At 33.5% G+C, this 25,624-nt stretch carries 25 protein-coding genes; 15 read left to right on the top strand and 10 right to left on the bottom strand.

Going from position 1 to position 25,624, the window contains the following annotated elements:
• The first annotated feature begins 179 nt into the window (after nucleotides 1–179).
• Together ACNART_RS00145 and ACNART_RS00150 are read left to right on the top strand one after the other, a co-directional pair.
• A complete protein-coding gene (locus ACNART_RS00145) occupies nucleotides 180–683 on the top strand; it encodes a hypothetical protein (RefSeq protein WP_368926841.1) in 504 nt (167 codons plus the stop codon).
• A 43-nt stretch (nucleotides 684–726) separates the two neighbouring features.
• A complete protein-coding gene (locus ACNART_RS00150; RefSeq protein ID WP_109372541.1) occupies nucleotides 727–972 on the top strand; it encodes a hypothetical protein in 246 nt (81 codons plus the stop codon).
• A 147-nt stretch (nucleotides 973–1,119) separates the two neighbouring features.
• Here the strand turns inward: ACNART_RS00150 and ACNART_RS00155 are convergent, their stop codons facing one another.
• Nucleotides 1,120–1,875 carry a hypothetical protein gene (locus ACNART_RS00155; RefSeq protein WP_368926840.1) on the bottom strand — a complete coding sequence of 252 codons (756 nt, stop codon included), beginning with the start codon at nucleotides 1,873–1,875 and terminating at the stop codon, nucleotides 1,120–1,122.
• Between the two features lie 361 nt (nucleotides 1,876–2,236).
• Between ACNART_RS00155 and ACNART_RS00160 the strand changes: the two genes are divergently transcribed.
• The 4 genes from ACNART_RS00160 (at nucleotide 2,237) to ACNART_RS00175 (ending at nucleotide 4,916) form a co-directional block, all read left to right on the top strand.
• Entirely contained in the window at nucleotides 2,237–2,434 is a 198-nt protein-coding gene (locus ACNART_RS00160; RefSeq protein WP_109372589.1) for a ParD-like family protein, read from the top strand.
• Between the two features lie 12 nt (nucleotides 2,435–2,446).
• On the top strand, nucleotides 2,447–3,223 hold the full coding sequence (map, locus tag ACNART_RS00165; protein WP_100158067.1) for a type I methionyl aminopeptidase: 777 nt from the start codon (nucleotides 2,447–2,449) through the stop codon (nucleotides 3,221–3,223).
• 271 nt (nucleotides 3,224–3,494) lie between these two features.
• On the top strand, nucleotides 3,495–3,833 hold the full coding sequence (locus ACNART_RS00170; RefSeq protein WP_368887740.1) for an antiterminator Q family protein: 339 nt from the start codon (nucleotides 3,495–3,497) through the stop codon (nucleotides 3,831–3,833).
• A 219-nt stretch (nucleotides 3,834–4,052) separates the two neighbouring features.
• Nucleotides 4,053–4,916, top strand: a complete 864-nt coding sequence (locus ACNART_RS00175) for a lipase family alpha/beta hydrolase (RefSeq protein WP_109372539.1) — start codon at nucleotides 4,053–4,055, stop codon at nucleotides 4,914–4,916.
• Between the two features lie 67 nt (nucleotides 4,917–4,983).
• On the opposite strand, the gene ACNART_RS00180 is transcribed toward ACNART_RS00175, so the two are convergent.
• Complete coding sequence (locus tag ACNART_RS00180) at nucleotides 4,984–5,424, bottom strand: hypothetical protein (protein WP_109372538.1); 441 nt, start codon at nucleotides 5,422–5,424, stop codon at nucleotides 4,984–4,986.
• 320 nt (nucleotides 5,425–5,744) lie between these two features.
• On the opposite strand from ACNART_RS00180, the gene ACNART_RS00185 reads away from it, so the two are divergent.
• Nucleotides 5,745–6,482, top strand: a complete 738-nt coding sequence (locus ACNART_RS00185; RefSeq protein WP_109372537.1) for a phosphatase — start codon at nucleotides 5,745–5,747, stop codon at nucleotides 6,480–6,482.
• Between the two features lie 74 nt (nucleotides 6,483–6,556).
• On the opposite strand, the gene ACNART_RS00190 is transcribed toward ACNART_RS00185, so the two are convergent.
• The 5 genes from ACNART_RS00190 to ACNART_RS00210 all read right to left on the bottom strand — a co-directional run bounded on the left by ACNART_RS00190 (nucleotide 6,557) and on the right by ACNART_RS00210 (nucleotide 11,700).
• Entirely contained in the window at nucleotides 6,557–8,155 is a 1,599-nt protein-coding gene (locus tag ACNART_RS00190) for a methyl-accepting chemotaxis protein (RefSeq protein WP_198619653.1), read from the bottom strand.
• Nucleotides 8,156–8,856: 701 nt separating this feature from the next.
• A complete protein-coding gene (gene nqrE / locus ACNART_RS00195; RefSeq protein WP_109372536.1) occupies nucleotides 8,857–9,456 on the bottom strand; it encodes an NADH:ubiquinone reductase (Na(+)-transporting) subunit E in 600 nt (199 codons plus the stop codon).
• A gap of 334 nt (nucleotides 9,457–9,790) precedes the next feature.
• A complete protein-coding gene (gene cyaB, locus ACNART_RS00200) occupies nucleotides 9,791–10,381 on the bottom strand; it encodes a class IV adenylate cyclase (RefSeq protein WP_368926838.1) in 591 nt (196 codons plus the stop codon).
• Between the two features lie 188 nt (nucleotides 10,382–10,569).
• The gene (locus ACNART_RS00205) at nucleotides 10,570–10,950 is read right to left on the bottom strand and encodes a DUF2628 domain-containing protein (protein ID WP_023582416.1); all 381 of its coding nucleotides are present in this window, start codon (nucleotides 10,948–10,950) and stop codon (nucleotides 10,570–10,572) included.
• A gap of 315 nt (nucleotides 10,951–11,265) precedes the next feature.
• Nucleotides 11,266–11,700 (bottom strand): universal stress protein, encoded by a 435-nt coding sequence (locus tag ACNART_RS00210; RefSeq protein WP_072062602.1) that lies wholly within the window; start codon nucleotides 11,698–11,700, stop codon nucleotides 11,266–11,268.
• Nucleotides 11,701–12,401: 701 nt separating this feature from the next.
• Here ACNART_RS00210 and ftnA point away from each other — a divergent pair.
• From ftnA to ACNART_RS00230, 4 genes are all read left to right on the top strand, one after another.
• Nucleotides 12,402–12,905, top strand: a complete 504-nt coding sequence (ftnA, locus tag ACNART_RS00215; protein WP_075673382.1) for a non-heme ferritin — start codon at nucleotides 12,402–12,404, stop codon at nucleotides 12,903–12,905.
• A 437-nt stretch (nucleotides 12,906–13,342) separates the two neighbouring features.
• Complete coding sequence (gene copC / locus ACNART_RS00220; protein WP_023582413.1) at nucleotides 13,343–13,735, top strand: copper homeostasis periplasmic binding protein CopC; 393 nt, start codon at nucleotides 13,343–13,345, stop codon at nucleotides 13,733–13,735.
• Complete coding sequence (gene copD / locus ACNART_RS00225) at nucleotides 13,735–14,631, top strand: copper homeostasis membrane protein CopD (RefSeq protein ID WP_349443039.1); 897 nt, start codon at nucleotides 13,735–13,737, stop codon at nucleotides 14,629–14,631. Before copC ends, copD begins: the two co-directional genes overlap by 1 nt.
• Nucleotides 14,632–14,678: 47 nt before the next feature.
• Nucleotides 14,679–15,023: a YebY family protein gene (locus ACNART_RS00230; protein ID WP_109372534.1), complete on the top strand. Its 345-nt coding sequence runs from the start codon at nucleotides 14,679–14,681 to the stop codon at nucleotides 15,021–15,023.
• A 307-nt stretch (nucleotides 15,024–15,330) separates the two neighbouring features.
• Here the strand turns inward: ACNART_RS00230 and ACNART_RS00235 are convergent, their stop codons facing one another.
• The 3 genes from ACNART_RS00235 to yebS all read right to left on the bottom strand — a co-directional run bounded on the left by ACNART_RS00235 (nucleotide 15,331) and on the right by yebS (nucleotide 19,301).
• Nucleotides 15,331–15,573 (bottom strand): DUF1480 family protein, encoded by a 243-nt coding sequence (locus tag ACNART_RS00235; protein ID WP_023582410.1) that lies wholly within the window; start codon nucleotides 15,571–15,573, stop codon nucleotides 15,331–15,333.
• 211 nt (nucleotides 15,574–15,784) lie between these two features.
• The gene (locus ACNART_RS00240; RefSeq protein ID WP_368926835.1) at nucleotides 15,785–18,103 is read right to left on the bottom strand and encodes an MlaD family protein; all 2,319 of its coding nucleotides are present in this window, start codon (nucleotides 18,101–18,103) and stop codon (nucleotides 15,785–15,787) included.
• Nucleotides 18,051–19,301: a membrane integrity lipid transport subunit YebS gene (gene yebS, locus ACNART_RS00245; protein WP_198619650.1), complete on the bottom strand. Its 1,251-nt coding sequence runs from the start codon at nucleotides 19,299–19,301 to the stop codon at nucleotides 18,051–18,053. Before yebS ends, ACNART_RS00240 begins: the two co-directional genes overlap by 53 nt.
• 278 nt (nucleotides 19,302–19,579) lie before the next feature.
• Between yebS and ACNART_RS00250 the strand changes: the two genes are divergently transcribed.
• The 4 genes from ACNART_RS00250 to ACNART_RS00265 all read left to right on the top strand — a co-directional run bounded on the left by ACNART_RS00250 (nucleotide 19,580) and on the right by ACNART_RS00265 (nucleotide 25,213).
• Nucleotides 19,580–20,077 (top strand): GAF domain-containing protein, encoded by a 498-nt coding sequence (locus ACNART_RS00250; RefSeq protein ID WP_088495806.1) that lies wholly within the window; start codon nucleotides 19,580–19,582, stop codon nucleotides 20,075–20,077.
• Between the two features lie 95 nt (nucleotides 20,078–20,172).
• Nucleotides 20,173–20,868, top strand: coding sequence for an RNA chaperone ProQ (proQ, locus tag ACNART_RS00255; protein ID WP_023582406.1), 696 nt, complete (start codon nucleotides 20,173–20,175; stop codon nucleotides 20,866–20,868).
• 19 nt (nucleotides 20,869–20,887) lie between these two features.
• The gene (gene prc, locus ACNART_RS00260) at nucleotides 20,888–22,948 is read left to right on the top strand and encodes a carboxy terminal-processing peptidase (protein ID WP_109372531.1); all 2,061 of its coding nucleotides are present in this window, start codon (nucleotides 20,888–20,890) and stop codon (nucleotides 22,946–22,948) included.
• A 912-nt stretch (nucleotides 22,949–23,860) separates the two neighbouring features.
• Complete coding sequence (locus ACNART_RS00265; protein WP_198619649.1) at nucleotides 23,861–25,213, top strand: OprD family outer membrane porin; 1,353 nt, start codon at nucleotides 23,861–23,863, stop codon at nucleotides 25,211–25,213.
• The last annotated feature ends 411 nt before the right edge of the window (nucleotides 25,214–25,624 follow it).

Consider the following 25,624-nt stretch of genomic DNA (forward strand, 5'->3'; position numbering starts at 1 on the left):
TTGGAGGGCACCTTATTGGTGTCCTTTCTTATTTCTATATGATAATAATTTAATATAGTTAGTTACCATACATTTCTGTTGGATATATTTTTGTTTATTCTTATTATTTTAGTTAAGTTATTTGTTTGCTCTGTATTTTTTATCAAGTTATAGCTTAAATAATTTTCTATCGTCGATTTATGAGCAGATTTCTTTATTTTTATATAAATGGGAAAATTTATTTTGTTGGTGAATCGATTTTATGGAATAATTATTTACTCCTATTTCTTATTGATATTCAATTTATGCATTATTTTTTATTGTTATTACTTTCTGTATTTGTAAGTTCTGGATGTACCAATAATAAAGTAACTCAGACTAAATTAATTGAAACACACACCGATAATTCCATTCCTGATAGTCACGCAGTTAATAATAACTTGGTTTTTATGTTAGGAAAGCAATCTCGTTTTGAAATGGAAGTTCAAGAAGAAAAACAAAGACTTGGACAAGTTTTTAAAGTTGGTTTAAATGAGAAAAAACCATCAATCAACGATCAGTATTTAAATAATAATTCAACATTAAAGCCTATTCAAAAAATAAGTTTTACTATGCCAGTTGCTGAGCCTATTTGGAATGAAAAAAAACAAACTGTTGAATTCAAATGGAAACAAAAGCCACATTATACTTTTGATGCCTATTAATATTTTAATATCAATTTAAAATTTAATTTTATATGGATAAATTATGCGCATAGCAATCACCTTATTATTATCTTTTCTATTATTGGGTTGTACTACTGATAACGTTACTTTTAGTACGGGTAATTCAGGAAGCCATAGAATAGGCAGCCCAGTATGTTCTACATTAGTTTGTGGTAAAAATACTCGAACACCAGGAGAGCAAAAATCAATTAATGAGGCTGTTCATGAACAACAGCGGGCTATTATGCGAGGAGAAAAACCTGATTTGCAGATCATGGCTTCTTATTAGAATTTAACACGATTGAAATAGAGCTAGAAAAAGTGCACTAGCATTAAATGCTAATATAAATCTTAAGCCGCTTTATTTCATAGTTGCTCAAAAAAATAGCGTAATAATTTACGCTATTTTTAGCAGAAGAAATTTAATGGATAAAGATTAAGGGATACAAGGCTCTGGTGCATAGTTACTATTTGGAAAAGGATTTGGTAAATAGCTACATTTCTTCATCATTTGTTGTGAGCCTTCTTCTGATTCAAAAAGTGCAACACCAATTACCCCCATATTTCTTTTATCACCTTGAGCACTATAATTTACATATCCTTCATCAGGAGCGCCAAAGCGAAAAGCGGCAACTTGTTGCTGATTTTTTCTAAAACCTTCAACAAATAAAGTATCTCCAGGTCTTAATAAATAACCTCTATTTTGATAAGAGCCTGCTGTTCCACTAATGACATCTAATCCATCAACAGTAATAACAGCTTCATATATTATTTTATGGCTAGTGTTATGTAAGAAAATAATATAGCGCTCATTCTGTTTTCCATACAGTAAATATTGATTATTCTGTGTGTGATATAATGGCATTATCTTTCTGTATTCAGTCAAGATTGATATCTGTACTGGACTTTTACTAATACGCACAATTTTTGAATAAGAATTGGAAGGCGCTCCACTTTGATAAAATATAGATGTTGTTTGTGAAGGTGTTTGTGATAATCGATACGCCTCAACACTTTCAGTAACAGAAGATAAACTTTCTCCCCATTTTGTTGAAAGGGCTCTATTTTCAGTTTGCTCATTGGAAACACTTAAGCTAGTGGGATAGTTTCTCTCAATTGTTGTACAACCAGAGGTTAGTATTAAAATACTACTCAATAACGAAAGTGATGCGATTGTTTTGAATAGATTCATATTCTTGCTTTCCTTAGTATTTATGCGAGATTTGTTTCTAATTTTTATTAATATCAAATTAGCGTTTACTTTCTAATTTGTCTCTCAGCTAATTCTTAGGATAATCGTATTTAAGATAAACAGCTGTAATTTAGGATAATTTGAGACCAAATATTATTCATTTATGGGTTGGTGTAATAAAGTAGATGAAAATAAAAAAATGATCTCATTATTTTGAGTTTTTATTTTCTCCTATTTCTCCTTATTTTTTTATTTAGGCATTTTATGCCTATGGCGGTATTGAATAGCAATTGAAAGAAGAAGAGTTTGATTCTATTATAGAACGTATATGTTTTATTATGATCTGTATATAAGGATTAGCGTGGGTATTGTAAAAATTTCTGATGAATTACATGAGTACTTGCGAAAAGCAAGTAATGTGATGTCACGCTCTGTTAATGCTCAGGCAGAGTTTTGGATAAAAATTGGCATTCAAGCAGAATTAAACCCAGATAAGACATTTCCAATGATTATCAATGAAATGCTGGAAAAAGAAGCCATCAAGCAAGACGTAGAATAAGAGGAAAGAAGAGTGGATAAAATAACGATTAAAACGGCTGATGAAATTGAATTAATGCGTGAGTCAGGGCGTTTATTGGCGAAAGTTTTTACAATGCTTGATGATTTTATTGTACCCGGTGTTTCTACACTAGAGATTAACGATAAAGTTGATGATTTTATTGTCAATGAACTTCAATCAAGACCAGCAAGTAAAGGTCAATATGGTTATGAGTATGTGCTAAATACATCTATCAATGAAGTTGTTTGTCATGGTGTACCAAAAGCAGATGAGCGCCTTAAAAGCAAAGATATTGTTAATGTTGATATCACACTAGAAAAAAATGGATTTATCGCTGACTCTAGTAAAATGTATATTATGCCAGAGGCATCTCCTATTGCGCGTAAATTAGCAAAAACAACGTATCAAGCAATGTGGGAAGGTATTAAGGAAGTAAAACCAGGTGCGACATTAGGCGATATTGGTCATGCTATTCAAAGCTTTGCACAAAGTCATGGATATAGTGTAGTGAGAGAATACTGTGGGCATGGAATAGGAAGAGAAATGCATGAAGCGCCACAGGTACTACATTATGGTATAAAAGGACAGGGCGTTGAATTAAAAGAAGGCATGACTTTTACGATTGAGCCAATGATAAATCAAGGCGGCGCTAAAATAAAAACTAAGAAAGATGGTTGGACTGTTGTAACAAGAGATAAAAAGTTATCTGCTCAATCAGAACATACTATTTTGGTAACAGCAACAGGGTATGAAGTGCTCACTTTACGTCCAGAAGAAGTATTACCATAATTGCTACTCTTTTATATTTATAGCCATTTTAAGAGAAAATATTTTTATAATTTAAAAATAATTTAATTTTTAATTAAAGTGGCTAGTTGCATCTATTTTATTTTTCATTCCTATCAATAAATTAAGTTAAAAACTCAATATCTTTATAAACCAGAGTTGTAAATTACACGTTGTTCACTATATTAATATCAATATTCATTAAGTGTTAATGGATCATTGTCAAATGATTGCAGGATGCGATTATTACTTTATGGAAAATAAGGATGTTAATATGGAAAATATTTCAAAAACTTTAGAAGCGTGGGGATCATGGGTGGCTAATGATCAAAATGCCATTAATTCATTGAATAATAAAGAAATTATCCCAAGGCGTATAAAGTTAAGAAAAAAATGTACTCATCATAATGCTAATATTATTAATGACTTAATGAAAAGATTGATGGCGCACAATAAAGAGGACTATCAGTTGCTTATTAATTATTATGTTTTTGGTAAAACGTTTATTCAGCTTGCAAAATATGATCAATGTTCGGATACATATATTGGAAAAAAACTGAAAAAAGCAGAAGGTATGATTGAAGGTATGCTGATTTTCTCGGGTGCTAATTAAGACTATAAATAAAAAATTAAAATAATGCTTTACGATCGTAAAATAAAGATTAAGCTAAAAACACTTAGAACAATTAAGGTATAAAAATACGATGCTTACTATAATTTTTGTACTTCAAAGTTGTATTTTAAACTTTGTATTCTAAGTGTTGTTTTAAGTATTGCTAATAGGATGTTTAGCAAATTAAATAGATTAATTTAAACCCAAGGAGTGGAAAATATGTCAACTACATATCCAATTATTTTAGTTCATGGTTTATCTGGTTTTGATGATATCGTCGGTTATCCTTATTTTTATGGTATCGCCGATGCCTTAGAAAAAGATGGCCATAAAGTTTTCACCGCATCTCTTTCTGCATTTAACTCTAACGAAGTTCGTGGTGAACAACTTTGGGAATTTGTGCAAAAAATTCTCAAAGAAACGAAAGCCAAAAAAGTAAATTTAATCGGTCATAGCCAAGGCCCATTAGCTTGCCGTTATGTTGCTGCAAAACATGCGAAGAGCATTGCTTCTGTTACTTCTGTTAATGGTGTAAACCACGGTTCAGAAATTGCAGATTTAGTACGACGTATTATGCGCAAGGATAGTGTGCCAGAATATATTGCTGATGCAGTAATGAAAGCTATTGGTACTATTATTTCTGCATTTTCAGGTAATCGTGGCAATCCACAAGATGCTGTCGCTGCATTAGAAGCGTTAACAACTGAAAATGTAACTGAATTTAATAAAAAGTACCCACAAGGGTTGCCAGCTGTTCGTGGTGGTGAAGGTAAAGAAATCGTAAATGGCGTTCATTACTATTCATTTGGTAGCTATATCCAAGGTTTGATTGCTGGTGAAAGAGGCAATTTACTGGATCCTACTCATGCCGCAATGCGTGTATTAAGTGCATTCTTTACTGAGCGTGAAAATGATGGCTTGGTAGGTCGTACAAGTATGCGATTAGGTAAACTGATCAAAGATAATTATGCTGAAGATCATCTGGATATGGTAAATCAGGTTGCTGGGTTAGTAGGGCGTGGTGAAGATATCATCGCTATTTATACAAACCATGCGAATTTCTTAGCAAGTAAAAAGCTTTAATTATCCTGTATGCTTGTTGTGAAATAATCTAGTACGAATGGCTCTAATCAATTTAGAGCCATTTTTATTATTGTTGGTTAATATCTTTATTAACGCTGACAGAAATAGCATAGCCTAATAAATAAAGTGCTTGCTCTAGACTATCTACTTTTGAGGTTTGATTAATTTCAAGTAAACGCTCTATTTGCGCACTCGTTAAATTCATCTTTCTTGCAAGATCGGATTTTTTTGTCTTTGTTTCTAACATCGCATTATGTAATGCAATTTTTAAACAGCTAATAAGAGGTAAGTAGACAATAAAATCACCATCTTGGGCTTTGGATGGAGCAGGAATAGGCTGTTTACTCGCAATAAACTCCTCAAGACCCACATGTAAAATATCAGAGGCTTCTAGTTCAATATCATCTTCTGTATAAGCAACAGCGTGTATATTATCAAAATCACGGTAGGTAATTTCGTAAGTTTCACTTTCTTTATCAAAATGAGCGACTGCTGGATAGTTGAACATAAATAGCCTTTTATAAAGTTGAAAACTAGGTTTAACATGAAATTACACAATATAATGTGTTTTCAAAATCCCTGTGTATAGTACTAAAGTGAAACTCTATTTATCTATTTGATATTAAATAGTATGTTAAAGATTAAAGCATATTTATTAAAATTTATCTTCATTTCTTGCTAATGTGAGAAAAAGTGCAGTAGATAGTACATTGCTTGTTGGTTATTACGTATTTTTACTGGAATTGATAATTAATTCTAGATAGATCTTATATTCAATAAAAGCCATCTTATCGATGTTCATAAGGTGTTTTTAGAAAGGAGTTGTTTATGTATCCCGTTGATTTACATGCTCATACTATTGCTAGTACACATGCTTACAGTACAGTTAGTGAATATTTCCAGCAAGCTAAAAAGCAGGGAATTCAGTTGTTTGCAATTACTGATCATGGCCCAGATATGGATGATGCACCTCATGAATGGCATTTTTCTAACTTACCTGTGATCCCTCGTATTATTGATGGTGTTGGTATTCTTTATGGTATAGAAGCGAATATTAAAAATATTAAAGGTGAAACAGATTGTAGTGAGAAAATGAGCAAGAAATTAGATATTGTACTTGCTGGTTTTCATGATCCAGTAATGAGTTCATTAGGCCTTGTTGATAATACAAAAGCGTTAATTGCAACAATAGCAAGTGGCTGTGTCCAAATGATTACGCATCCAGGGAATCCGAAATATCCAATAGATATTGCTGAAGTTGCAAAAGCAGCTGCTACTTACAACGTTGCTTTAGAAATGAATAACTCATCATTTATTCATTCTAGAGTAGGAAGTGAGAAGAATTGCATAGAAATAGCGAAAGCAGTACGTGATGCAGGAGGATTAATTGCACTAGGCTCTGACTCACACATTGCTTCTTCACTAGGAAATTTTGATCGAGTATTAGAAGTATTAGCTCAAATAGATTTTCCACAAGAGCGTATATTAAATGTAACTCCAAGAAGGGTATTAGATTTTCTAGAGTCACATGGTAAAAAAGAGATCCCTGAATTTAGCCATTTTTAATATTGGGTTAAATCAGTAATAAGAAAGCTATCCTAAGATTAAGATAGCTTTTATGCTGTGAGTAGACTTAACATTTACTGATGAAAAACAGTTAATTCTTGTTTTAGTCTATCTGATTGTGTTTGCAAAGAATCTAATGAACTGACTAATTCTCGTGTCATTGTTGAGTTAGCTTGTGTGGTTTGATCTAATTGATTTATTGCATCTTCAATTTGGGCAATACCATTACTTTGTTCATTTGTAGAAATAGAAATATCGTGGATCATTTCATTAATATTTTCAGTATGTTTAGAAATATCTACCATATTATCGTTTGCGTCAGCGGCTAGCTGAAAACACTGATTTATTTTTTTACTTGAATTAGCGACAAGTACTTTTATCTCTTTTGATGCCAAATTACAGCTAATAGATAATTCTCTTACTTCTTTAGCAACAACAGCAAAACCTTTTCCATGTTCACCGACTCTTGCCGCTTCTACGGCAGCATTTAAAGCCAATAGGTTTGTTTGGAAGGCGATATTATCGATTGTAGAGGTAATGTCGTTTATTTGTTCAGAGAACGTGACAACTTCATGCATATTTTCAACAACGTTAGCGAGCATTTCATTGCTTTGATGGATCATCGTATCTGTTTTTGTTACTAGCTCACATGATGCTTGTGTATTTTCTGCATGTTGTTTTGATGTAACGCTTAATTGTCGTATTCCTGCGGAGGTTTCGAGTACAGCTGCTGACTGTTGTTCAACACGAATAGCAAGATTATTGTTCATAACAGCAATATCACTTAATTCTGAATTAATAAGACCTGAGCTGTGATTGATGTTATTGACGATCCGTTTTATCTGATCTCGCATTTTTTGAATATTGGCAGTGAGAATATTTATTTCATATAGACCTTTTGTGGTGACATCGGTCGCTAATTCTCCATTACTAATATCTTCGATATTTTTCATTATAGCGTTTAAAGGTGAAATAAAGTTTTTTCGTAGTACAACTTGAACTAAGAAAGAAAAAATAACAATTAATATTGAAATAGCGATTAAGCTATAAATAATTTTATCGTACAGTAATTCTCCTTCACCCAATGAAGCCGTGTAATAATTTTCTAGCTGTTGATGATAGTTAGTATAGGCTTGCTCAAAATTGTCTTGATAGGTTTGTGTTGGTTGATTTAAATACTCGTATGTTTTGCCTTGTTCTAGAAAGGCTAAAAATTCAATGAGCGCGGCATTAAGCTCAGTATATTTCTGCTCTAATTGTTGTATATAACTTTGATCTTCAACATTATGAGGAAAATTCTTGAAACTTTCCCATCCATTTTCAACGTGCTGAAGTTTTTCTTTAGTTTGTTGTAATAATGAGGAGATGTCAGTATTTGCGGTAGCCATTTTATTAATGATTAATAAGTGGCGAGAACTAGCCCTATTTAAGGTATTACGTGTTTGTAGTAGATTTTCCCAAGTATTGCTTAGTAGTGATTGTTCATGGTAGATATTATTTAGTGTGTTTAAGTTTCTCTTGTAATCATTAACTGAAGAGAGAAATAAAACACAAGCTAGCCCAAGAAGTAAGATTAAAGAGCCTGTAATAAGCCAAACTAGGGTGGTTGTTTTTAAACTCGACATATTAAAAGAGACGTTTGGCAAATAACGTTGTTTGAAGTTCTTAAACATGTAATGTTATTTCCTTTTTCATAAAAATATAACTGTGTAATTTATTGATTTTTAAGTTTTATTTTTACTTCCTGTAACTGGTATAGACAAAGAATTAAAAAACAAATGAAAATATGTTTTTAGGTCACTCTTTGATTTAATGCCATATATCCTTTTGATTTTTTCAAATACTAAAAAATAGTATCGGCATTTTATAAATATTCTTTATGCTTATTTATTGTTCTGATTAATAAATTTATTAAATGTATTTATTTGTTTTGTAACACTTTGATTTTTAATTAATTTTTCTTAAATATTAAAAGTTAAAGATAAATAATAAAAATGATATAAAAGAGATCACCTTCGTGGAATATAGTTAACCTGTTGATTTATTATTAACTTTATGTGATTGACTAGTTGATTTTTGAACAATTAGATTTAAATAATGCCAGTATTTCTATTTATAAAATAAAAAATTAATAATGATTAAAACAGCAATAAATTAAATTATTTTTTGTTTATTTAATAGAACAAATAAGAGAACTTAACGTTATAAATGAGAGAGAAATAAAAAGATTGCAATAGATAAAAAATAAGAAATCAGACGAAATCGCTATAAGCGGAAGGGCTATAATCCCTCCGCCTATAAATAAAGATCACATCGGGAATGATCCTAATGATGTATGAAAATTTCACATAATATTAAAGATAAAAACAAGTTATTAAAGTGAAATGCCAGAGAATGACATAAAACCAAGTGACATTAATCCTACTGTGATAAATGTGATCCCTAATCCTCTCAATCCTTTCGGAATGTCTGAATATTTCATTTTTTCACGTAAACCTGAGAGAGCTATAATTGCAAGTAACCAACCTATGCCACATCCTGCACCATATATCACTGATTCAGTAAAGGTGTAATCACGTTCAACCATAAAAATGGTGGCACCAAAGATAGCACAATGAATAGTCAATAAAGGCAAAAAGATCCCTAATGAATGATAAAGTGAAGGGATAAATTTATCTAAAAACATTTCTAAAATTTGAACTAGTGCCGCTAAAACGCCAATAAAAGTAATATATCTAAGAAAGCTAAGATCAATACCTTCAACTATCGCGTCTTTCTTTAGGATAAAATGATAGATTAAGTTGTTGATAGGTGTAGCAATAATAAGTAAGACAGTAACAGTAAGACCTAGTTTTAATGAGGTTTTTACTTCTTTAGAAACAGCAAGAAAAGTACACATTCCTAAAAAGAAACTTAATGCCATATTCTCAACAAAAGTTGCCTTAATAAAGATATTAAGGTAATTTTCAAGCATAAACCCTCCTGTTAATATATTTTTTTACTAATTCTAGTAAAAACAGTGTATTAATATAAGTGGTATTGCAAAAATATCTTTAAAATTAGATCTAAATGACATTTTTTGACTAAGAGTGAGGTTTATTTAAGATAAGGAAAATAAAATTATTGGATAAATGTAATAAATATAGGATTCAAATAAATCTTCTATTTAAACCCCATTTTTTATTGTTAGTGAGTAAGATAAAAAGCATTAGAAATGACAAAGCATCAATATCTGTTGATAGCATATCGATGCTTAGATGAGAAAGTTTTTAATTATTTTTATAGAGATGTTTACTGAATAAAATTGTTTATGATTTGAGGTTGTTTAACATGAGTGTTTTATAGTTATCTTTCTCAAGATCTTTTTCTGTAAAACCAAATTTTGCGGCTAAATGTCTTAATTGATCCGTGTAGAGTGATAGTTTGCTTTGGTCGTCCGTCATGATAGCAAACTCGGCAAATGAGCCTAATTTATCTAGTTTATCAATAGTGATATGAAACTCATCTAGAAAATAGATTTCTCTTGATTTTGTATAATTGAGAATACAATGGTAGCCAAGTGTCGTAAACATAGAGACTGTTTTTTCTGCATCTTCGATGCGAACGGCTTCACATTGTGATAAATCAGGGCCTTTAACGATAAGAAGATTTATTCTTGAGGGTAGCATTTTTCTTACGCATAAACTGATGGTTGCAGTTGAAAATTCAGTATTATCATGTTCCATGTACCAATCTGTTTCTTTATTCTCAGATGTAAATAATGTGGCTCCTGATTTTTTTAATTCATTAATAAAATTTTGTGGATTTTGAAGGTGATATTTTAGTTCAGCTTCAAATTTACCTTGAAAGTGTTCAGACATACGTTTTCCCCAATTTAGCGTTAATGAATTATAGCGCATTAACAAGGTGCTCTTCTGAGATAAAAACGAACTTTTAGTGTTATTTCATTATTTTCTATTTTAGTAAATTAGATGAAAATATTTAAATAGAGTAATGGATAAAATTACTATGAAATAAGGATAAGAGGATATAGTGTTATTAAAAAAAAAGATATAAGGGAAAATAAAGGGGCGTTGCCCCTTTATTATTACAGAACACCTTCGAACGGGTTCCAACTTTGATCATTTTTGGTTTCTTTTAAGTAGTATGCATAGTTGGCTGTTATCGCCCATAAAATGTTAACTGCGATACCCACAGCATTGATAACACCATTGTTTACAGGTAAAAAACCAATAATAGTAAAAATGGCAATATTAATAGCAAATAATGTTAATGCCTTGCGCCATAAACCTAAAATAAGAAAGTAAATAAAACCAAAGAAAAATGCCCAGATATTCATTCCAATAAGAATACGTTTACCAAAGGAGAGTTCTTTATAAGCAGCTTTAAATTCTGGCGTTTTAGGTGAGCCATATTTATCAAAAAATGAAAAACGCTCTTGCCATTTTTCAGAAAGTTCTTTATTCATTTTAATTCCTTTTACTCTGTTGATTAAATTTAGCCTTAATAGAAAAGTATCTTTACATAATTTAACATCATGAACAATATAAATTTATTAAGAGATTATTAATATAAGAGTTTATATAAAAAGCATTAAAGTGACTGTATTTCTAGCCATTTTTTAATAATTATCTTATTGCTTCAGAATATATTTTTAATAATTACTCTTAAAAATAAACAGGATAAAATAAAATATCATTTTGAATGGATTTTATGGTGAAAAGAATAAGAAATCTGGCTTATGACGAATACCAGATTTCTTATGGAAGCAGGAAGTGGGTGATTAACGCACGACTAATACAGATGATTCTGCGTAACTAACCACTGAAGATGCGGTAGAACCTAGAAGATAAGTTTTCATACCAGGATTACGAGAACCAATGACAATCAGCTCTGCTTGAATTTTTTTTGCGGTTTCTAAAATTTTATCGCGAGGATTGCCTATAGACACGTAAAATTGAGTTGTACTATTGGGAATATCAATGTGCGATAAATTTTCTTTTAGTGTGGATAATGCAATTTCAATACGTTGTTTGTCACTTGCTAGTCTATCTTGGCCTGCGAATGCAAATCCGACAAAAGACTCATAACTTGGAATGACTGATAAAAAATGAATATTCAATTTGTCAGCGACAGACAATGCTTTTAGATGAGACACAACCTTGTCTAATAAACCAAGCTCTGTAAAATCAACGGGTACTAACACTGTTTTTGTCATAGTGGCTCCTAATTAACCTTTTATTATGATTAGGGCTTTTATATTAACTTTTTGTGCATACAAATATGAGTTACCTACTAATCTTATCAGTCAAAATGAAAAACTGCACAAAAATTGGAATTATTTTTATTTTTTGAGAGTTATGTATTTTTTTACGTGAAAAGAGTGAAAAAAACTGCTGTCTGAAAAATAAATATGTAGCAATATCAAATAGAAATCATAAAAAAATAGGGAATGATAACAAGTAATAGAAGGATATTTTATTTTTCTAATGATGATTATTGTAGATATTACGTTGTATATATTTATTGATATAGGGTAAAGCTTATTTTTGAATATTTTTTAATGATTGGAATATGATTTTTATTTAATGCTAATTTTAATTTCTTGGATTATAAAGAAAAAGTTAATAAATATAAAAGCTAAAATTAAAAGTCAAAAGTTAAATATTATATTTATATATTTCAATGCGTTAGGTTGTTTTATGCAATGATTAAATACATGTTTTGTCTTAATGATAATAAATACTATTTAGCTTTTTAATAGTATTAAAAACATATTACAAATGAGATTGGTTTTTATTTTTATTACGGCTAGTTAATTGAAAAAAATAAATAAAAGCACACTTAAATAGCTATATTTTTATTTTTAACTGTGCATAATATCCATAATGTTAATTTTCATCGCAAGGGACGTAAAATATGTTACATCAAGATATGATCAACAAATTGAATGAACAGCTAAATCTAGAGTTTTATTCGGCAAATCTGTATTTGCAAATGAGTGCTTGGTGCGACGATAAAGGATTTGATGGGGCTGCTAAATTTTTAAAAGCTCACTCTCGTGAAGAAATGGAACATATGCACCGCTTATTTGATTACTTAAGTGATACAGGTGCAATGCCTTTACTTGGGGCGATTGAAGCTCCACCTGCTGAGTTTTCATCATTATCTGAGTTATTCGATAAAACTTACGAACATGAAAAACATATTACATCTGAGATTAATAAATTAGCGCATGTTGCAATGACAACTCAGGATTATTCAACATTTAACTTCTTACAATGGTATGTTGCAGAGCAGCATGAAGAAGAAAAATTATTCAAATCAATCCTTGATAAATTAGCAATGGTTGGTGACAGTGGAAAAGCTTTATTCTTGTTAGATAAAGATCTGAACACATTATCAACATCTGCACATGTCTAATTATTAATAAAGCTTTAAATAGCCTAAATTAATAAATGAATTATTGCGCTCTGCTGTGAATGAATAGCAGGGCGTTTTTTATTCTTCTATATTACCTCCCTTTCTATTGTTGCTATTCTTATCTCTTCTCTTACTTACATTGTCTGTTTTTTACCCTAAAAAATACCTACCCCATGTTATTTATACAGAGTGGTTATTTTACTTTTAGTTGTATTTGGTTATGTATTGAACTGTTTAGACTGTCAATATGGGTATTATATTTTCTCAAATTGTAAAAATGGGTGATATTTGAAACAGAAACTGGTCTAAATAACATATATTTTGAGTGCTAGTTCACAACCTTTTATTTCTAATATCAAGAAGCGAAGATCTTGACGTAAATTTGCTATAAAATATTTTCATAAATAAAAAAATCACCTGTAATTTAAGAGGTTATTATGTCATTAAATACACTTAAGACATCTTGGGGTAAATTATCGGCTATTGCTGTTTTATTCCTTGGTATGTCATACCAACAAGCATTAGCACACGCACACTTAAAATCACAGTTACCTGCTGAAGGTGCTGCTATTGAACAAGCGCAAGCGCCTAAAGTTATCACACTAGACTTTTCTGAAGGTATTGAATTAGCCTTTAGCAAAATTAAAGTCACTAATAGCGACGGTAAAGAAATTACCGTAGGAAAACTGAGTTTAGATCCTGTTAACAACACTAAATTATTATTGCCTTTAGAAAGTGATTTAGCAGAAGGTAATTATTTAGTTAATTGGAACGTTGTTTCTGTTGATGGGCACAAGACAAAAGGTTCTTATCAATTTAGTGTAAAATAATGACACCTGAAGACGTTTATATTTTATGCCGTTTTTTCCATTTCGTGGCAGTCATGTTTCTGTTCGGACTGAGCTTCTCGGCTGCCATTCTTGCAAAAGATAAGTTCATTCCTCTTATTCAAGTCCGTTTGCGCCCTGCATTAGCCATTAGTACTGTCACTGTCTTTATTACGACTTATTTATGGATGGTTGTGCAATCTGGTATTATGGGAAATGGATGGGAAGACGCTTGGTCATTCGAAATATGGAAAGCGGTATTAGGTACTTCATTTGGTCAAGTTTGGCAATGGCAATTGGTATTAGCAACCGTTGCATTAGCCGTTTTATTTATACACCAACGTTATATACGTAACTTCTCTTTATTAATTGTTGCTTCAATTATGTTGATCTTACATGCATCAATTGGTCATGGTGCCATGTTTGCAGGATCAGAAGCGATATTTTACAAAGTTAACCAAAGTATTCATCTTATTAGTGCTGCCTATTGGTTTGGTGGTTTATGGCCATTTGTCGCTTGTTTGCAATTTTTACGGAATAAAGACGAGCTTGCAGATGGAATGATCAAACCTATCATTAGTACAATGAAGCGGTTTTCACTTTTTGGTCATATTGCTGTTTTATTGGTTATTATTACTGGTGTTATCAGTGCCGTTATGTTAATTCCAGAATGGCCAGCAGTACAATTATCATCTGAATATCAAAGTATGTTATGGCTTAAAATTAGCTTAGTGGTGTTAATGCTTGGCCTAGCTGTAATCAATCGTTATGTCTTAGTTCCTCATATCCGTAAGAAAAATAACTTTCAATGGTTGCTAGTAAATAGTTGGTTTGAACTATTACTTGGAACAATGGTTATTTTTACTGTAGCCATCTTTGCGATTAACTCACCCGTATAGATTGTTATATAATCGAAAAAACCTAATTTCTTAAGTGAGACATCCACATGAAACGTTTTTTATTAGCGGGAATGTTAATGCTTTTCTCTTTTCAAGCATTCTCGGCGGCACCTATTTCAACGGTCAGTAAACTTCAATTTGGTGACGATTGGCCATTTACTCGAGAAGAAGTGATGCTCAATTGCCGTGCTGATGGTGCTTGGTTTGTGATTAATCCAGCAACACTGATGCAGTATCCACTTAATGAAATTGCAATGAAACAAATGGAAAGTGGGAAAGTAAAAGCACAGTTAATTGATGTTATTTTACTGCCAGATCCTAATGCACCTGAAAAGAAAAAATCAGTAGAAGTGATACAGAATGCGATTAAGTTGCTCTGTGAGAGTAATTAATCAAGTGATTGATAATATGACTAAGATTTTTTATTTTTATCGTATTGATTTAAATGATAAAAATTAAAAGCAAAGATTTTTTGAATAGAAAATGGTGTGCTACTAGGGTGTTTACTGGATCTTTACATATTGTTAGCTAATATTTAACAGTAGGTTGTGAGATAGAAAAGTCTGAGTTAGTCCTCGATTTTTGTTTATGCAGTAATCAACAATTACTTTTTAGCGCACGGCTCGCAATGAGCCATTTCCCTAAGCCAGATAAATGATTTATCTGGCTTTTTTTATGTTATTTCGCTTTAGCATCTCGTTATGCCACTTTTAAGATCCAGTGGTGATTATCTTTATCATAAGCATGACGATAAAGCAGAATATTTTTATCTTTTAATTGGGCTGGAATACTTGTGTTTTCATCCCATCCATCTAATTGCATGCAAAACTCTTTGTCATAATCACATGGAATATGAATATAAGTTAATTGGTTATCAGAAGAGTGTTTCAAAGTAATATCTTCAATTTCATAGCAAGCAATTTTCAACGTTGTCTTTTTCATAATAAAACTCCGGATTAATCGATGTCGTGTTGTGTTCTGTTGTGTTTTGTTGGTGGCATTTATTTTAAAGAATGCTTTTTGACCGAACAAAATTAAGCATAGTATAAATGGAATCTATTTCCAAAATATTTTTTGGAAATAAAAAAAGCGGATCATTTTTTGTGATCCGCTTTAAATAAATTATCTGAAATAGGGCAGAATTGTCTAATTTTTAAGGTTTAGGTATTGCTGTTCCCCATTCATCCCAATCTTTGGGTTCTTTATCATTTAAAATGAAATTCTGTTCCTGTTTTGCTTTCGCTTGTAATGGTGTGGAAGGGGGGGTTGCAAAAGTGATCCCCCCGCGTATAAATTGCTTGAATGTACCACTACGAATAACGCCGCCAGTTAAACCAAACGAGAAGTTATATCCCGATGAGAGCCAAAACTCAGTATTATTTCGAACTAGGTATTGGTATTTTTTACTAATACGGATGTGAATTAATACTCTGTCAGACATGTTTCCTAGTTCAAGACCTGTTACGGCGCCAACTTCAAGACCACGGTAGTAAATTGGTGTACCAATTTGTACCGAACCCGCTTCAGTGGCATTTAACACAAGGTTTAATCCATCGAGATAGCGTGAGTCTGTAATGTTAGATGTTTGCAATTCAAATTGACGATATACGCCACCATTGCCTGGTTCTGCTTTAATATAAGGTTGTATAAGTGAATCTAAGTTATCTAATCCTGATGCTGTTAATTCGGGAGTAACAACAGCGAAGCGACTGCCTGATCTCGCAAAGGTTTTGACATAATCAGGGTAGAGAACAGCAGATACAGTCACTGCTTTTCTATCTGGTGAAAGGATTAATGATTCGACTTGTCCAATATCAATGCCTAAATAACGAATAGGCATTCCTTCAGAGAGTTTGCTTGCGTCATATGTTTTTAAAGTAATTTGAGCACCGATAGCTCGTGCGCTAGTTTCTGATGGATAGAGTTTGTAACGTGAAACGTTATTATTGATATTTTCGAAATTATCAAAACTGATTGCGCCTTTTAATGCGCGATTTAGTGGTGTTGCTTCAACAGTTAATCCTGAGCCATTAACAGAGACTTTAGCTGCCCCTTCAGTCCAAAATACACTCTTTTCTGTAAGCAGATGGCGGTATTGCTTTGAAATATAAACATCAATATCAAATTCATCCATTAAAGGTCGAACATCAGTAATTTCACCGACTTGGAATTGATGATAAAGAACCACTGAACCTTTTTGTATCCCAGGAAGGCTTGATGCTTTTAAAGTGAGTGTCACGGGTAATTCATTACCATCAACACTGGCTTTAGCAAAAAAGTCGTTACGATAAAGGCGATACTGTTCTTTAGGTGTTCCTTTAGTACCTTGAATAAGATGAATGCCTCCTTCAAGCCATTCTTGAGGTGTCGCACCTTGAACTTCAATGCCATTTAGACCCATATTGACGTTAATTCGGCTATTGGCAACAAATTTACTATTTTCATAAATATAATGTTTATATTCAGGGGCAATAATTGCATCAAAAATAACCCCATCATCACTCATATTACGCTGAATGATTTGTCCAATAGTAATTCCTCTAAAAAGAATAGGTTGTCCTGCATCGACGCCCCAACTTTCTTCACTGGTTAGAGAAATGATTAATCCATCTTCGCCATATATTGCTTTACCCGCATCTACGGAGGTTGCTGATTGTAAAACAAATTGCTGGTTTTCTTGTGCTGGAGGGCTGTTTTCTGGGGAATCAAACGCAATTGCGCCATTGATTAAAGCAGAAACACTTTCCATTTTCACTGATACGCCACTTTTTAAATTGAAATTACCTTGAAAGCCCGAGACGTTCCAAAAATGACTATCTTGGCGAATTAAGTGGGCGTATTGTTTATCAATACTAAGTTCAATAAAAATGCCTTGATTATCAGGGCGAATCGCATAGCTATATACTTTACCAACAGGAACTTGGCGATAATAAACTTGAGAGTCAACATTGAGTGATCCCAGTTTCTCTGTCGTTAGCGTTATTAACTGCTGATTTTTATCAATATTAGCTTGAGGACGAACTTCCTGAGCAATAAATTTAAACTGCTTTTCACCGTCACCCGGTAACATGCTGATATAGTTACCACCAACTAAAGCATCGAGCCCAGATACGCCAGAAAGGCTGGCTTTAGGTGTAACTAACCAAAACTGTGTGTTTTTGCGCAGTGTAGTCGTGAGATCTTTGCGGATATCAGCTGTAACAATAACTCGACGTAAGTCATCGCTTAAAGTGACATCTTTAACAAGACCCACATCAACGCCTTGATAACGAATAGGTGTTCTGCCAGAGACAATTCCTGATGCGGATTGAAAATCAATCGTGATTTGTACGCCTTTATCTTGCCAATGTTGGAAAAGCAACCAACTAGCAATAAAAATGGCGATAACAGGGAGTAGCCAAAATGTCGAAATTTTACGCTTACGGCGTATTTGGGCTTGTGTGTCCTGAACGTCGTTTTCTTCTTGTTGCATAAGTATCCCATAGTAAACGACTATCCAACCATTCAACGGCAAGGATAGTAAGAATAACCGCAGTACCAAAATAAAAAGCCGCTGGTCCCATTGTGAAAGTCATCAATTGATCTCGATTAATCAATGACATCATCAGCCCAATCACAAAGAGATCAAGCATTGACCATCGACCTATCCAAGAGACAAAACGGTATAGTTTCATTCGAAGTAGGGGGTCAATACGAGAATTAAAATGAATGCTTAATAATAAGCCCAGCATAATTATAATTTTGAAAAAAGGCACAAAAACACTGGCAATAAAAACAATAACTGCGATCGGAGTATTGCCTGAATTCACTAAGGAAAGCACACCTGAAAAAATAGTGTCTTCACTACGTCGACCATTTAAATAGAAAATAGAAATAGGTAATAAATTTGCAGGTATGAGTAAAATTATTGCTGAAATTAATGCCGCCCATGTTTTTTGTAAACTCATTGGTTGTCTTGGGGTATAGCAAGATTTACAACGTGGGCAGTGTGTTGATGGTGTTCTTTTAAAATGATAATGACAAGCATGGCAAGTCGCAGGGCTTTTTTCTATTTCTTTTTGTGGATAAAAGCGTTGCCAAAGTTGGTCCATATTAATGTTAATTAGCATTAATAAGCTGAGTATCATTAAAGAAACAAAAGCAATTAAGCCATTGCCAATATAGACGGTTGCATAATCACCTAATTTTATTGTTGCAACACCAAGACCAATCAAATAGACATCTAACATTACCCATTCTTTTAATTTCCCTAACATTAATAAGACTGGGCGAAGATTAAGGCGTAAGCGAGATCCTAAATGAAGATATAAAATAGCGATGGGGAGGCTAAGTGGTGCAGCAATAGCACAAAAAGCTACCATCGTTGCTGTAAGAGGAGAGCCTTGCTCTGACATCATGCGAATACCGTCAAGCACATTCGCCGTTATCATCGTGCCTAATAGATGAATTTTAATTAGTGGCTGAGTAAATGCTATTGATGCCAAAATAAGCATTGTAATAGAGAGAATAAGTAGACGAGTTAATGACCAATATCGATAAGATGCGAGTTTGGCTTGGCAACGTGGGCAATAGGCATCCTCTCCACGCTTCAATGTGAGAGGTAGTGTCACGAGGTGATCACACTCCTGACAGCGTATTGATTTTTTTTCCTTTGTTGCGATATTGTTCACTATGTTGCTCGTTAATTCGCCTAAGTTGGTTTTCTCAAGAGTTATCGTTTGATTAAGCTAAAAAAAAGTACCTATACTCAATGGTTCACAAGTTATCATTTTTATTATATTTATGCCTTTCATTTTACAATACAAAGTGTCTGATTTTTTTTGTGGGTGTTAAGTGAATATTATCGTTTTTTTACCCAATTCTTGAAAATGGAGTATTCAACCTCAAGATAAAATAGGCTAAATTACGAGTATGTTATCTATTTTAGTTACGCAAATAGGGTTTAATGATGCCAAAATCGCTTTTTTATCAGGAACTCACTGATAATTTGTCAGCCTTGTTGTCTGGTGAAAATGATCTTATCGCATCACTTGCTAATACCAGCGCGCTTCTTTACGAGAAGTTAGATACGATAAATTGGGTTGGGTTTTATCTTAATGATGGTGATTCATTAGTCCTTGGCCCATTTCAAGGCAAAATTGCTTGTGTCAGAATAGGTTTTGGGAAAGGAGTTTGCGGAACTGCATACTCTGAAAACAGAATTTTAAGAGTAAGCGACGTTCACCAATTTAGTGGTCATATTGCTTGTGACAGTGCAAGTCAGTCTGAAATTGTTCTCCCGTTAGAAGTAAATGGACAAATTATCGGCGTTCTCGATATTGATAGTCCTATTTTTGATCGTTTTGATAAAAAAGATGAAAATGGGCTTAAAGCGTTGTGTGACGTGCTCTGCGAGCATTTAAAAACTTGTCATACAGCAAAATATTGTGAATTTTGTGTAAGTTAACAGGCGTTTGCCATAGAAATTGTTGGCAACACTATTATAATGTCGCTTGTTCATGCCTGCGCTGGTTGGCAAAACCGTTGTAATCAGGAAATTTCATGGAAAATCAACCTAAGTTGAATAGTAGTAAAGAAATCATCGCTTTTTTAGCTGAACGTTTCCCTAAGTGTTTTATCGCTGAGGGCGAAGCTCGCCCTTTGAAAGTTGGCATTTTTCAAGATCTTGTTGAAGATCTAAAAGATGAAACTCAACTGAGTAAAACACAGTTACGTTCGGCATTACGCTTATATACCTCAAGTTGGCGCTACCTTTATGGAGTTAAAGAAGGAGCAAAACGTGTCGATTTGAATGGTAATGACTGCGGCGAACTGGAAGCTGAGCATATTGAACATGCTCGTACACAATTAGCAGAAGCTAAGGCGCGCGTTCAAGCTCAGAGAGCAGAACAACGTGCTAAGAAGCGCGAAGCTGAAGGTGATAAGGAGACCAGCAAACGTCCGGCAGCGAAAAAGCCAAATAATACGCGTCGTCAGCCACCTAAAGAGGGTGAAAAACGGCAGCCTCGTCCTCAAAAAGCGACTCAAGCACCTCGTAAAGCACCACCACGCCAAAATACTGAAAAGTTAATTCCAGTGAAAGACACATCAGTTCTTACTGTTGGTCAATCGCTGAAAGTTAACGTTGGTAGCAGCGTGATGGACGCGACAGTGCTAGAGATAGCGAAAGAGGGTGTACGTGTACAATTGCCTAACGGTTTGGCAATGAATGTACGCACGGAACATTTAAAGTTCTGATACGGAGGCCAACCAGAGCATGAACAAACTTTTAAATGTGGCTTTTGCAATCGGATTAACGTTAACAGGCACTTCTGTTGTGATGGCTGAAAAACCAGCCACTCCAGCAATGGTAACTATTGATCAGTTACCCGACTTAAAGCAAGAGCCACAGCATTCTACCGTGAGCGAGCGAGTAACCTCTCGTTTTGAACGCTCTCATTACCGTCAGTTCTCGCTAGATGCGAGCTTTTCTGAAAAGATTTTTAATCGCTATCTTAATTTATTAGATTATAGCCACAATGTGTTGCTAGCATCAGATATTGCCCAATTTGATAAAGAAAAAACCAAAGTAGGTGAATATCTGAAAAAAGGTGAGCTTCAGCCCCTTTATGATCTTTTTAATTTAGCGCAAAAAAGACGTTTTGAACGTTTTCAATATGCTTTAAACCGCCTAGATAAACCCATAGATTTAACTGGTCAAGATAAGTTTGAGTTAGATAGAACAAAAGCGCCGTGGCCGCAAACTCAAGCTGAGCTAGATAAACTTTGGGATGAAAAAGTAAAATATGATTGGCTAACGCTGAAACTATCTGAAAAAACAGATAGCGAAGTTAAAGAGACACTCACTAAGCGTTATAAAGCTGCATTACGTCGTCAAACGCAAAGCCAAAGCGAAGATGTTTTCCAAATCATTATGTCGGCATTCGCCCGCGAAATTGATCCTCATACAAGTTATCTATCACCAAGAAATACCGAAGCCTTTGATTCTGAAATGAGTCTATCCTTAGAAGGCATTGGCGCTGTATTACAGATGGATGATGATTATCCTATGATCAACTCTATGGTAACGGGTGGTCCCGCTGCAAAAAGCAAAGAGTTGAAAGTTGGCGATAAAATTATTGCTGTAGGGCAACAAAATAAAACGATGGTTGATGTTGTCGGCTGGCGACTTGATGATATCGTTGCTTTGATTAAAGGGCCGAAAGGTAGCCAAGTAAAATTAGAAGTTATTTCTGATGAGAAAGGCGCTAAACCAAGAACAATCACTTTAGTCAGAGAGCAAATCCGTTTAGAAGACAGAGCTGTTAAGCTAACTGAAAAAGTAATTAACGGTGATAAAGTTGCAATTTTGGATATTCCAAGCTTCTATGTTGGCTTAACCAATGACGTAAAAACACAGTTACAAAAAGTGGCGAAAGATAATGTTTCATCTTTAGTCATTGATTTGCGTGGCAATGGTGGTGGAGCATTAACCGAGGCGATTTCACTTTCAGGATTATTTATTCCAAGTGGTCCTGTTGTGCAAGTCAGAGATAATAATGGTCGTGTACGACAAGATTTCGATAAAGATGATGTCGTGTATTATAAAGGGCCACTGGTTGTTATCGTGAATCGCTTTAGTGCTTCTGCCTCTGAAATTTTTGCTGCTGCAATGCAAGACTACGGACGAGCATTAATTGTCGGTGAGCAAACGTTCGGTAAAGGAACAGTTCAGCAATATCGCCCATTAACCCGTGTTTACGATCAAATGCTAAGCCCTGATTGGCCTGGTTTAGGTTCAGTGCAATACACTATTCAAAAATTCTATCGAATTAATGGTGGTAGTACTCAACTTAAAGGGGTAACACCTGATTTGCTGTTACCAAGCTTTGATAGTGCTGAAATGGGTGAAAGTTTTGAAGATAACGCATTGCCTTGGGATAGTATCTCTCCAGCAAGCTATCAGCTATCTGAGTATTCAGACAAGCTGAAAGCGGCGTTAGCACCATTAACTGAACAGCATACTAAGCGTATTGCAAATGACAGAGAGTTTTCATACATCTTTACTGATATTCAGCGTTATAACGATGCTAAAGCAAAAGGTGAAGATAAATTTGTTATCTTAAACTTCGCTGAAAGAGAGAAAGAAAACAAAGAGCTGGAAGCCATTAAATTAAACCGCATTAATGAGCGTTTTAAATTAGAGGGTAAGCCTGCGTTGAAATCACTCGATGATTTGCCTAAGGATTATGAGGGGCCAGATCCTTATTTAGATGAAACTGCTGCAATCGCGGTTGATCTCTCAAAAGTGCTTAAGCCTAAGAAATTATTAAATTAAGTTATCAGTTATAACAACGGATACTTAAAGTAACCCCCCAATAGTTGGATAACCAATTGCTGGGGGGTTTTGTATTTATATTGATCAAGATATAAGATTATCATTGCCAATCAATGCTCATCAGGCTTTTCATCAAAAATCGTCTTAACAAAACCAATAATATCTTCTTGGATAGGACCCTTCATATTTTTAGTTATTCACTATATTAAGTTACCAGTAATATAAATAATTATTAATAAATGGATATTTAAATTTTACTTTATGTCACTTAATTTTTAATTCGAAATATATCTTGAATAAGTTTTGTAAGCTATAGAGAGAATACTAGGTTAATTTTTAGATAAGAAGTGAGTTTCTTATCTAATAAGTGGAATGAAAAGATAAAGGGATTATTTATTGTGATTAAGATCTCATTTGAAGGCATATCTATTGTAATAAATGTAACATGTTGTGACAATGATCTCTAAAATTGACATAAGATTACTATAGTATACAGATTATGAAATATTTGCGTCATTTTTGGATATTGACGCGTTAGCTAAAATCTTACCTAAATGATGAGTTATCTTTATTCTATAAGTTCAAAAATATATTTTTAGAGCAACATATCATAACTAAAATAATATATTTTCAGAGTAAGGTTCTCTACGTAAGGGATAATGACTAAAGGCAAATAATCTATAATTTGCTTATAGGATTTTATTGCAAAAAAATAAGTGAATATAAATATGGTGAGATATCCATATTGGATTTTTTACGCCAAAAAATGACTCTATTGCTTGAAAATGGTGCAACTATAAATTTAATCAAAGGTTATTTTTTAGCTAAATAAAGAAATGGTGTTTTATTAAACTTGCTGAATATAAGTCAGTATAACTTAATTCAAATATTTATTAACCAGGTTGCATTTAAATGAAAGTAAAAAAAATAGTATTGTTTATGTTGTCACCTTGCTTCTTAGCGGTAAGCGCTGCTAATGCTGCGAATTGGGAAGACTCAATTAAAGAAAGCGCGTTTATTTCAGATTCAGAACTTGAACTTTCTACAATCAATATGTGGAAATACTTGAAAACTGAAAACCGTTTTGATAAAGAAGAGCAACGCTACAGAAAGCAAGTTGCTAATGCTTGGGGGCAAAACTTCCAAGCTGATTTCAGATCAGGTTATTTAGGTGGCATTCTAGGATTTGATGTCTCTTATTATGGTGGTATCAAATTAGGTGCAAGTAAAGACTTCGCCTCTCGTGCAATTTTATATAATGATGATGGCGATGCAAAAGGCTATAACAAAATTGGTCAACGTTTTGCAAAAGTTAAATTCGATTTAGATCCTGTATTAATTAACGGTAAAGCAGGGTGGTTTACACTGAAAAATACCGGTATTTTTACAAACTCACAGCGTTTATCATTAAACAGCTACAATGGTTATGCAACTAATACAGCAATGGGCGACTGGAGCTTAGATTTACTATTCCTTGACGGAAAAGTAATGCGTCGTGATAGCCCAAATATCGACAGAATGTATTTCAGTGATGGTAATGGTGTTAGACATAATATCGATCATGTTCTTACGGGTGGCATTAACTACAACTCCAAACCGTTAAAAGTATTTTATTTCTATGGTCAAGCGGATGATGTATTCCGTCAACATGGTTTAGAAGCAAAATATAAATTAACCTCAGATGTTACTGTTGGTGGTGTTGTTTATTATCATGATTACGGCAGTGATGGTAAACGTACATTAAGTGATGCCAATAAGGGTAAACGTAACTTTGATAATGACGCATGGCACTTTGCAGGTACTATGGAATGGCGTATTCCTGAGTCACCATGGACATTACGTACAGGCGTGACGTATACCGATGCAGAAAAAGCTAATGGTGTTGGTCAATTTGCTCGTAACCCAATTGGTAATACCCGTGGACGCTTTAACTCACCAGCTTACGCAGATATCGACTATGTACGTGATGGTGAGGTTATGGGTGCATTGGAAGCTGAATACAGAGTTAGCAAAGAGCTGTCTATTGGCGCGCGTACCAACTATAGTGAATTCAGCTATTCTGGCGAAAGATTAAAACAAGGACAGTTTGGTTTATTTAGCTACTGGAAACCAACCGCAAATCTTTCTGTTTCTTTAAGCGGTGGTATTGGCTGGCACCACCAGCAAGAAAACGACTATACCACACCAAAACTTTATGATGGTCACTCACAACGAGCTCACTCATTGTCTGGCTCTATGACAACAACATATCGTTTTAAAATGTAATCTATAGCGTTAATTGAGTTTATTGCTCGTATCAGATGCACGACTTGCATACATTGTGAGTCGTGCATAAAAATACAGAGATAGCTGCTCTATCGATTATCGTAAAAGATGGCGTCTATATGCCAACTTGCGCTGTTTTTTTATGGTAAACCCATTGTTATGATATTAAACAATACAAGCCTTTCTTAAATAAATTCCTTCCGTTCGACAAAACAGAAAATTCATATCATCTATTATCAATCACACTTTATATTTAAGTTTTAAATGATGCCTAATATTAGGTGTTCACTGGCTATTTTTTTATCAAAATGTAAAGTTATATCGTTTTTAATATTAAATAAGTTAAAAGGCTTGATAAAATCTGAAAAAGCCTTATTTATAAGACAGCTTTAGCAATGTGATAATTAGATA

Source organism: Proteus sp. LHD240705 (genome assembly GCF_047921555.1).
GTDB lineage: Bacteria > Pseudomonadota > Gammaproteobacteria > Enterobacterales > Enterobacteriaceae > Proteus.

Coding starts and splice junctions, on each gene's coding strand:
- ACNART_RS00145 (WP_368926841.1), top strand. CDS start 180: ATGAGCAGATTTCTTTATTTTTATATAAATGGGAAAATTTATTTTGTT.
- ACNART_RS00150 (WP_109372541.1), top strand. CDS start 727: ATGCGCATAGCAATCACCTTATTATTATCTTTTCTATTATTGGGTTGT.
- ACNART_RS00155 (WP_368926840.1), bottom strand. CDS start 1,875: ATGAATCTATTCAAAACAATCGCATCACTTTCGTTATTGAGTAGTATT.
- ACNART_RS00170 (WP_368887740.1), top strand. CDS start 3,495: ATGGAAAATATTTCAAAAACTTTAGAAGCGTGGGGATCATGGGTGGCT.
- ACNART_RS00175 (WP_109372539.1), top strand. CDS start 4,053: ATGTCAACTACATATCCAATTATTTTAGTTCATGGTTTATCTGGTTTT.
- ACNART_RS00180 (WP_109372538.1), bottom strand. CDS start 5,424: ATGTTCAACTATCCAGCAGTCGCTCATTTTGATAAAGAAAGTGAAACT.
- ACNART_RS00185 (WP_109372537.1), top strand. CDS start 5,745: ATGTATCCCGTTGATTTACATGCTCATACTATTGCTAGTACACATGCT.
- ACNART_RS00190 (WP_198619653.1), bottom strand. CDS start 8,155: ATGTTTAAGAACTTCAAACAACGTTATTTGCCAAACGTCTCTTTTAAT.
- nqrE (WP_109372536.1), bottom strand. CDS start 9,456: ATGCTTGAAAATTACCTTAATATCTTTATTAAGGCAACTTTTGTTGAG.
- cyaB (WP_368926838.1), bottom strand. CDS start 10,381: ATGCGCTATAATTCATTAACGCTAAATTGGGGAAAACGTATGTCTGAA.
- ACNART_RS00205 (WP_023582416.1), bottom strand. CDS start 10,950: ATGAATAAAGAACTTTCTGAAAAATGGCAAGAGCGTTTTTCATTTTTT.
- ACNART_RS00210 (WP_072062602.1), bottom strand. CDS start 11,700: ATGACAAAAACAGTGTTAGTACCCGTTGATTTTACAGAGCTTGGTTTA.
- ftnA (WP_075673382.1), top strand. CDS start 12,402: ATGTTACATCAAGATATGATCAACAAATTGAATGAACAGCTAAATCTA.
- copC (WP_023582413.1), top strand. CDS start 13,343: ATGTCATTAAATACACTTAAGACATCTTGGGGTAAATTATCGGCTATT.
- copD (WP_349443039.1), top strand. CDS start 13,735: ATGACACCTGAAGACGTTTATATTTTATGCCGTTTTTTCCATTTCGTG.
- ACNART_RS00230 (WP_109372534.1), top strand. CDS start 14,679: ATGAAACGTTTTTTATTAGCGGGAATGTTAATGCTTTTCTCTTTTCAA.
- ACNART_RS00235 (WP_023582410.1), bottom strand. CDS start 15,573: ATGAAAAAGACAACGTTGAAAATTGCTTGCTATGAAATTGAAGATATT.
- ACNART_RS00240 (WP_368926835.1), bottom strand. CDS start 18,103: ATGCAACAAGAAGAAAACGACGTTCAGGACACACAAGCCCAAATACGC.
- ACNART_RS00250 (WP_088495806.1), top strand. CDS start 19,580: ATGCCAAAATCGCTTTTTTATCAGGAACTCACTGATAATTTGTCAGCC.
- proQ (WP_023582406.1), top strand. CDS start 20,173: ATGGAAAATCAACCTAAGTTGAATAGTAGTAAAGAAATCATCGCTTTT.
- prc (WP_109372531.1), top strand. CDS start 20,888: ATGAACAAACTTTTAAATGTGGCTTTTGCAATCGGATTAACGTTAACA.
- ACNART_RS00265 (WP_198619649.1), top strand. CDS start 23,861: ATGAAAGTAAAAAAAATAGTATTGTTTATGTTGTCACCTTGCTTCTTA.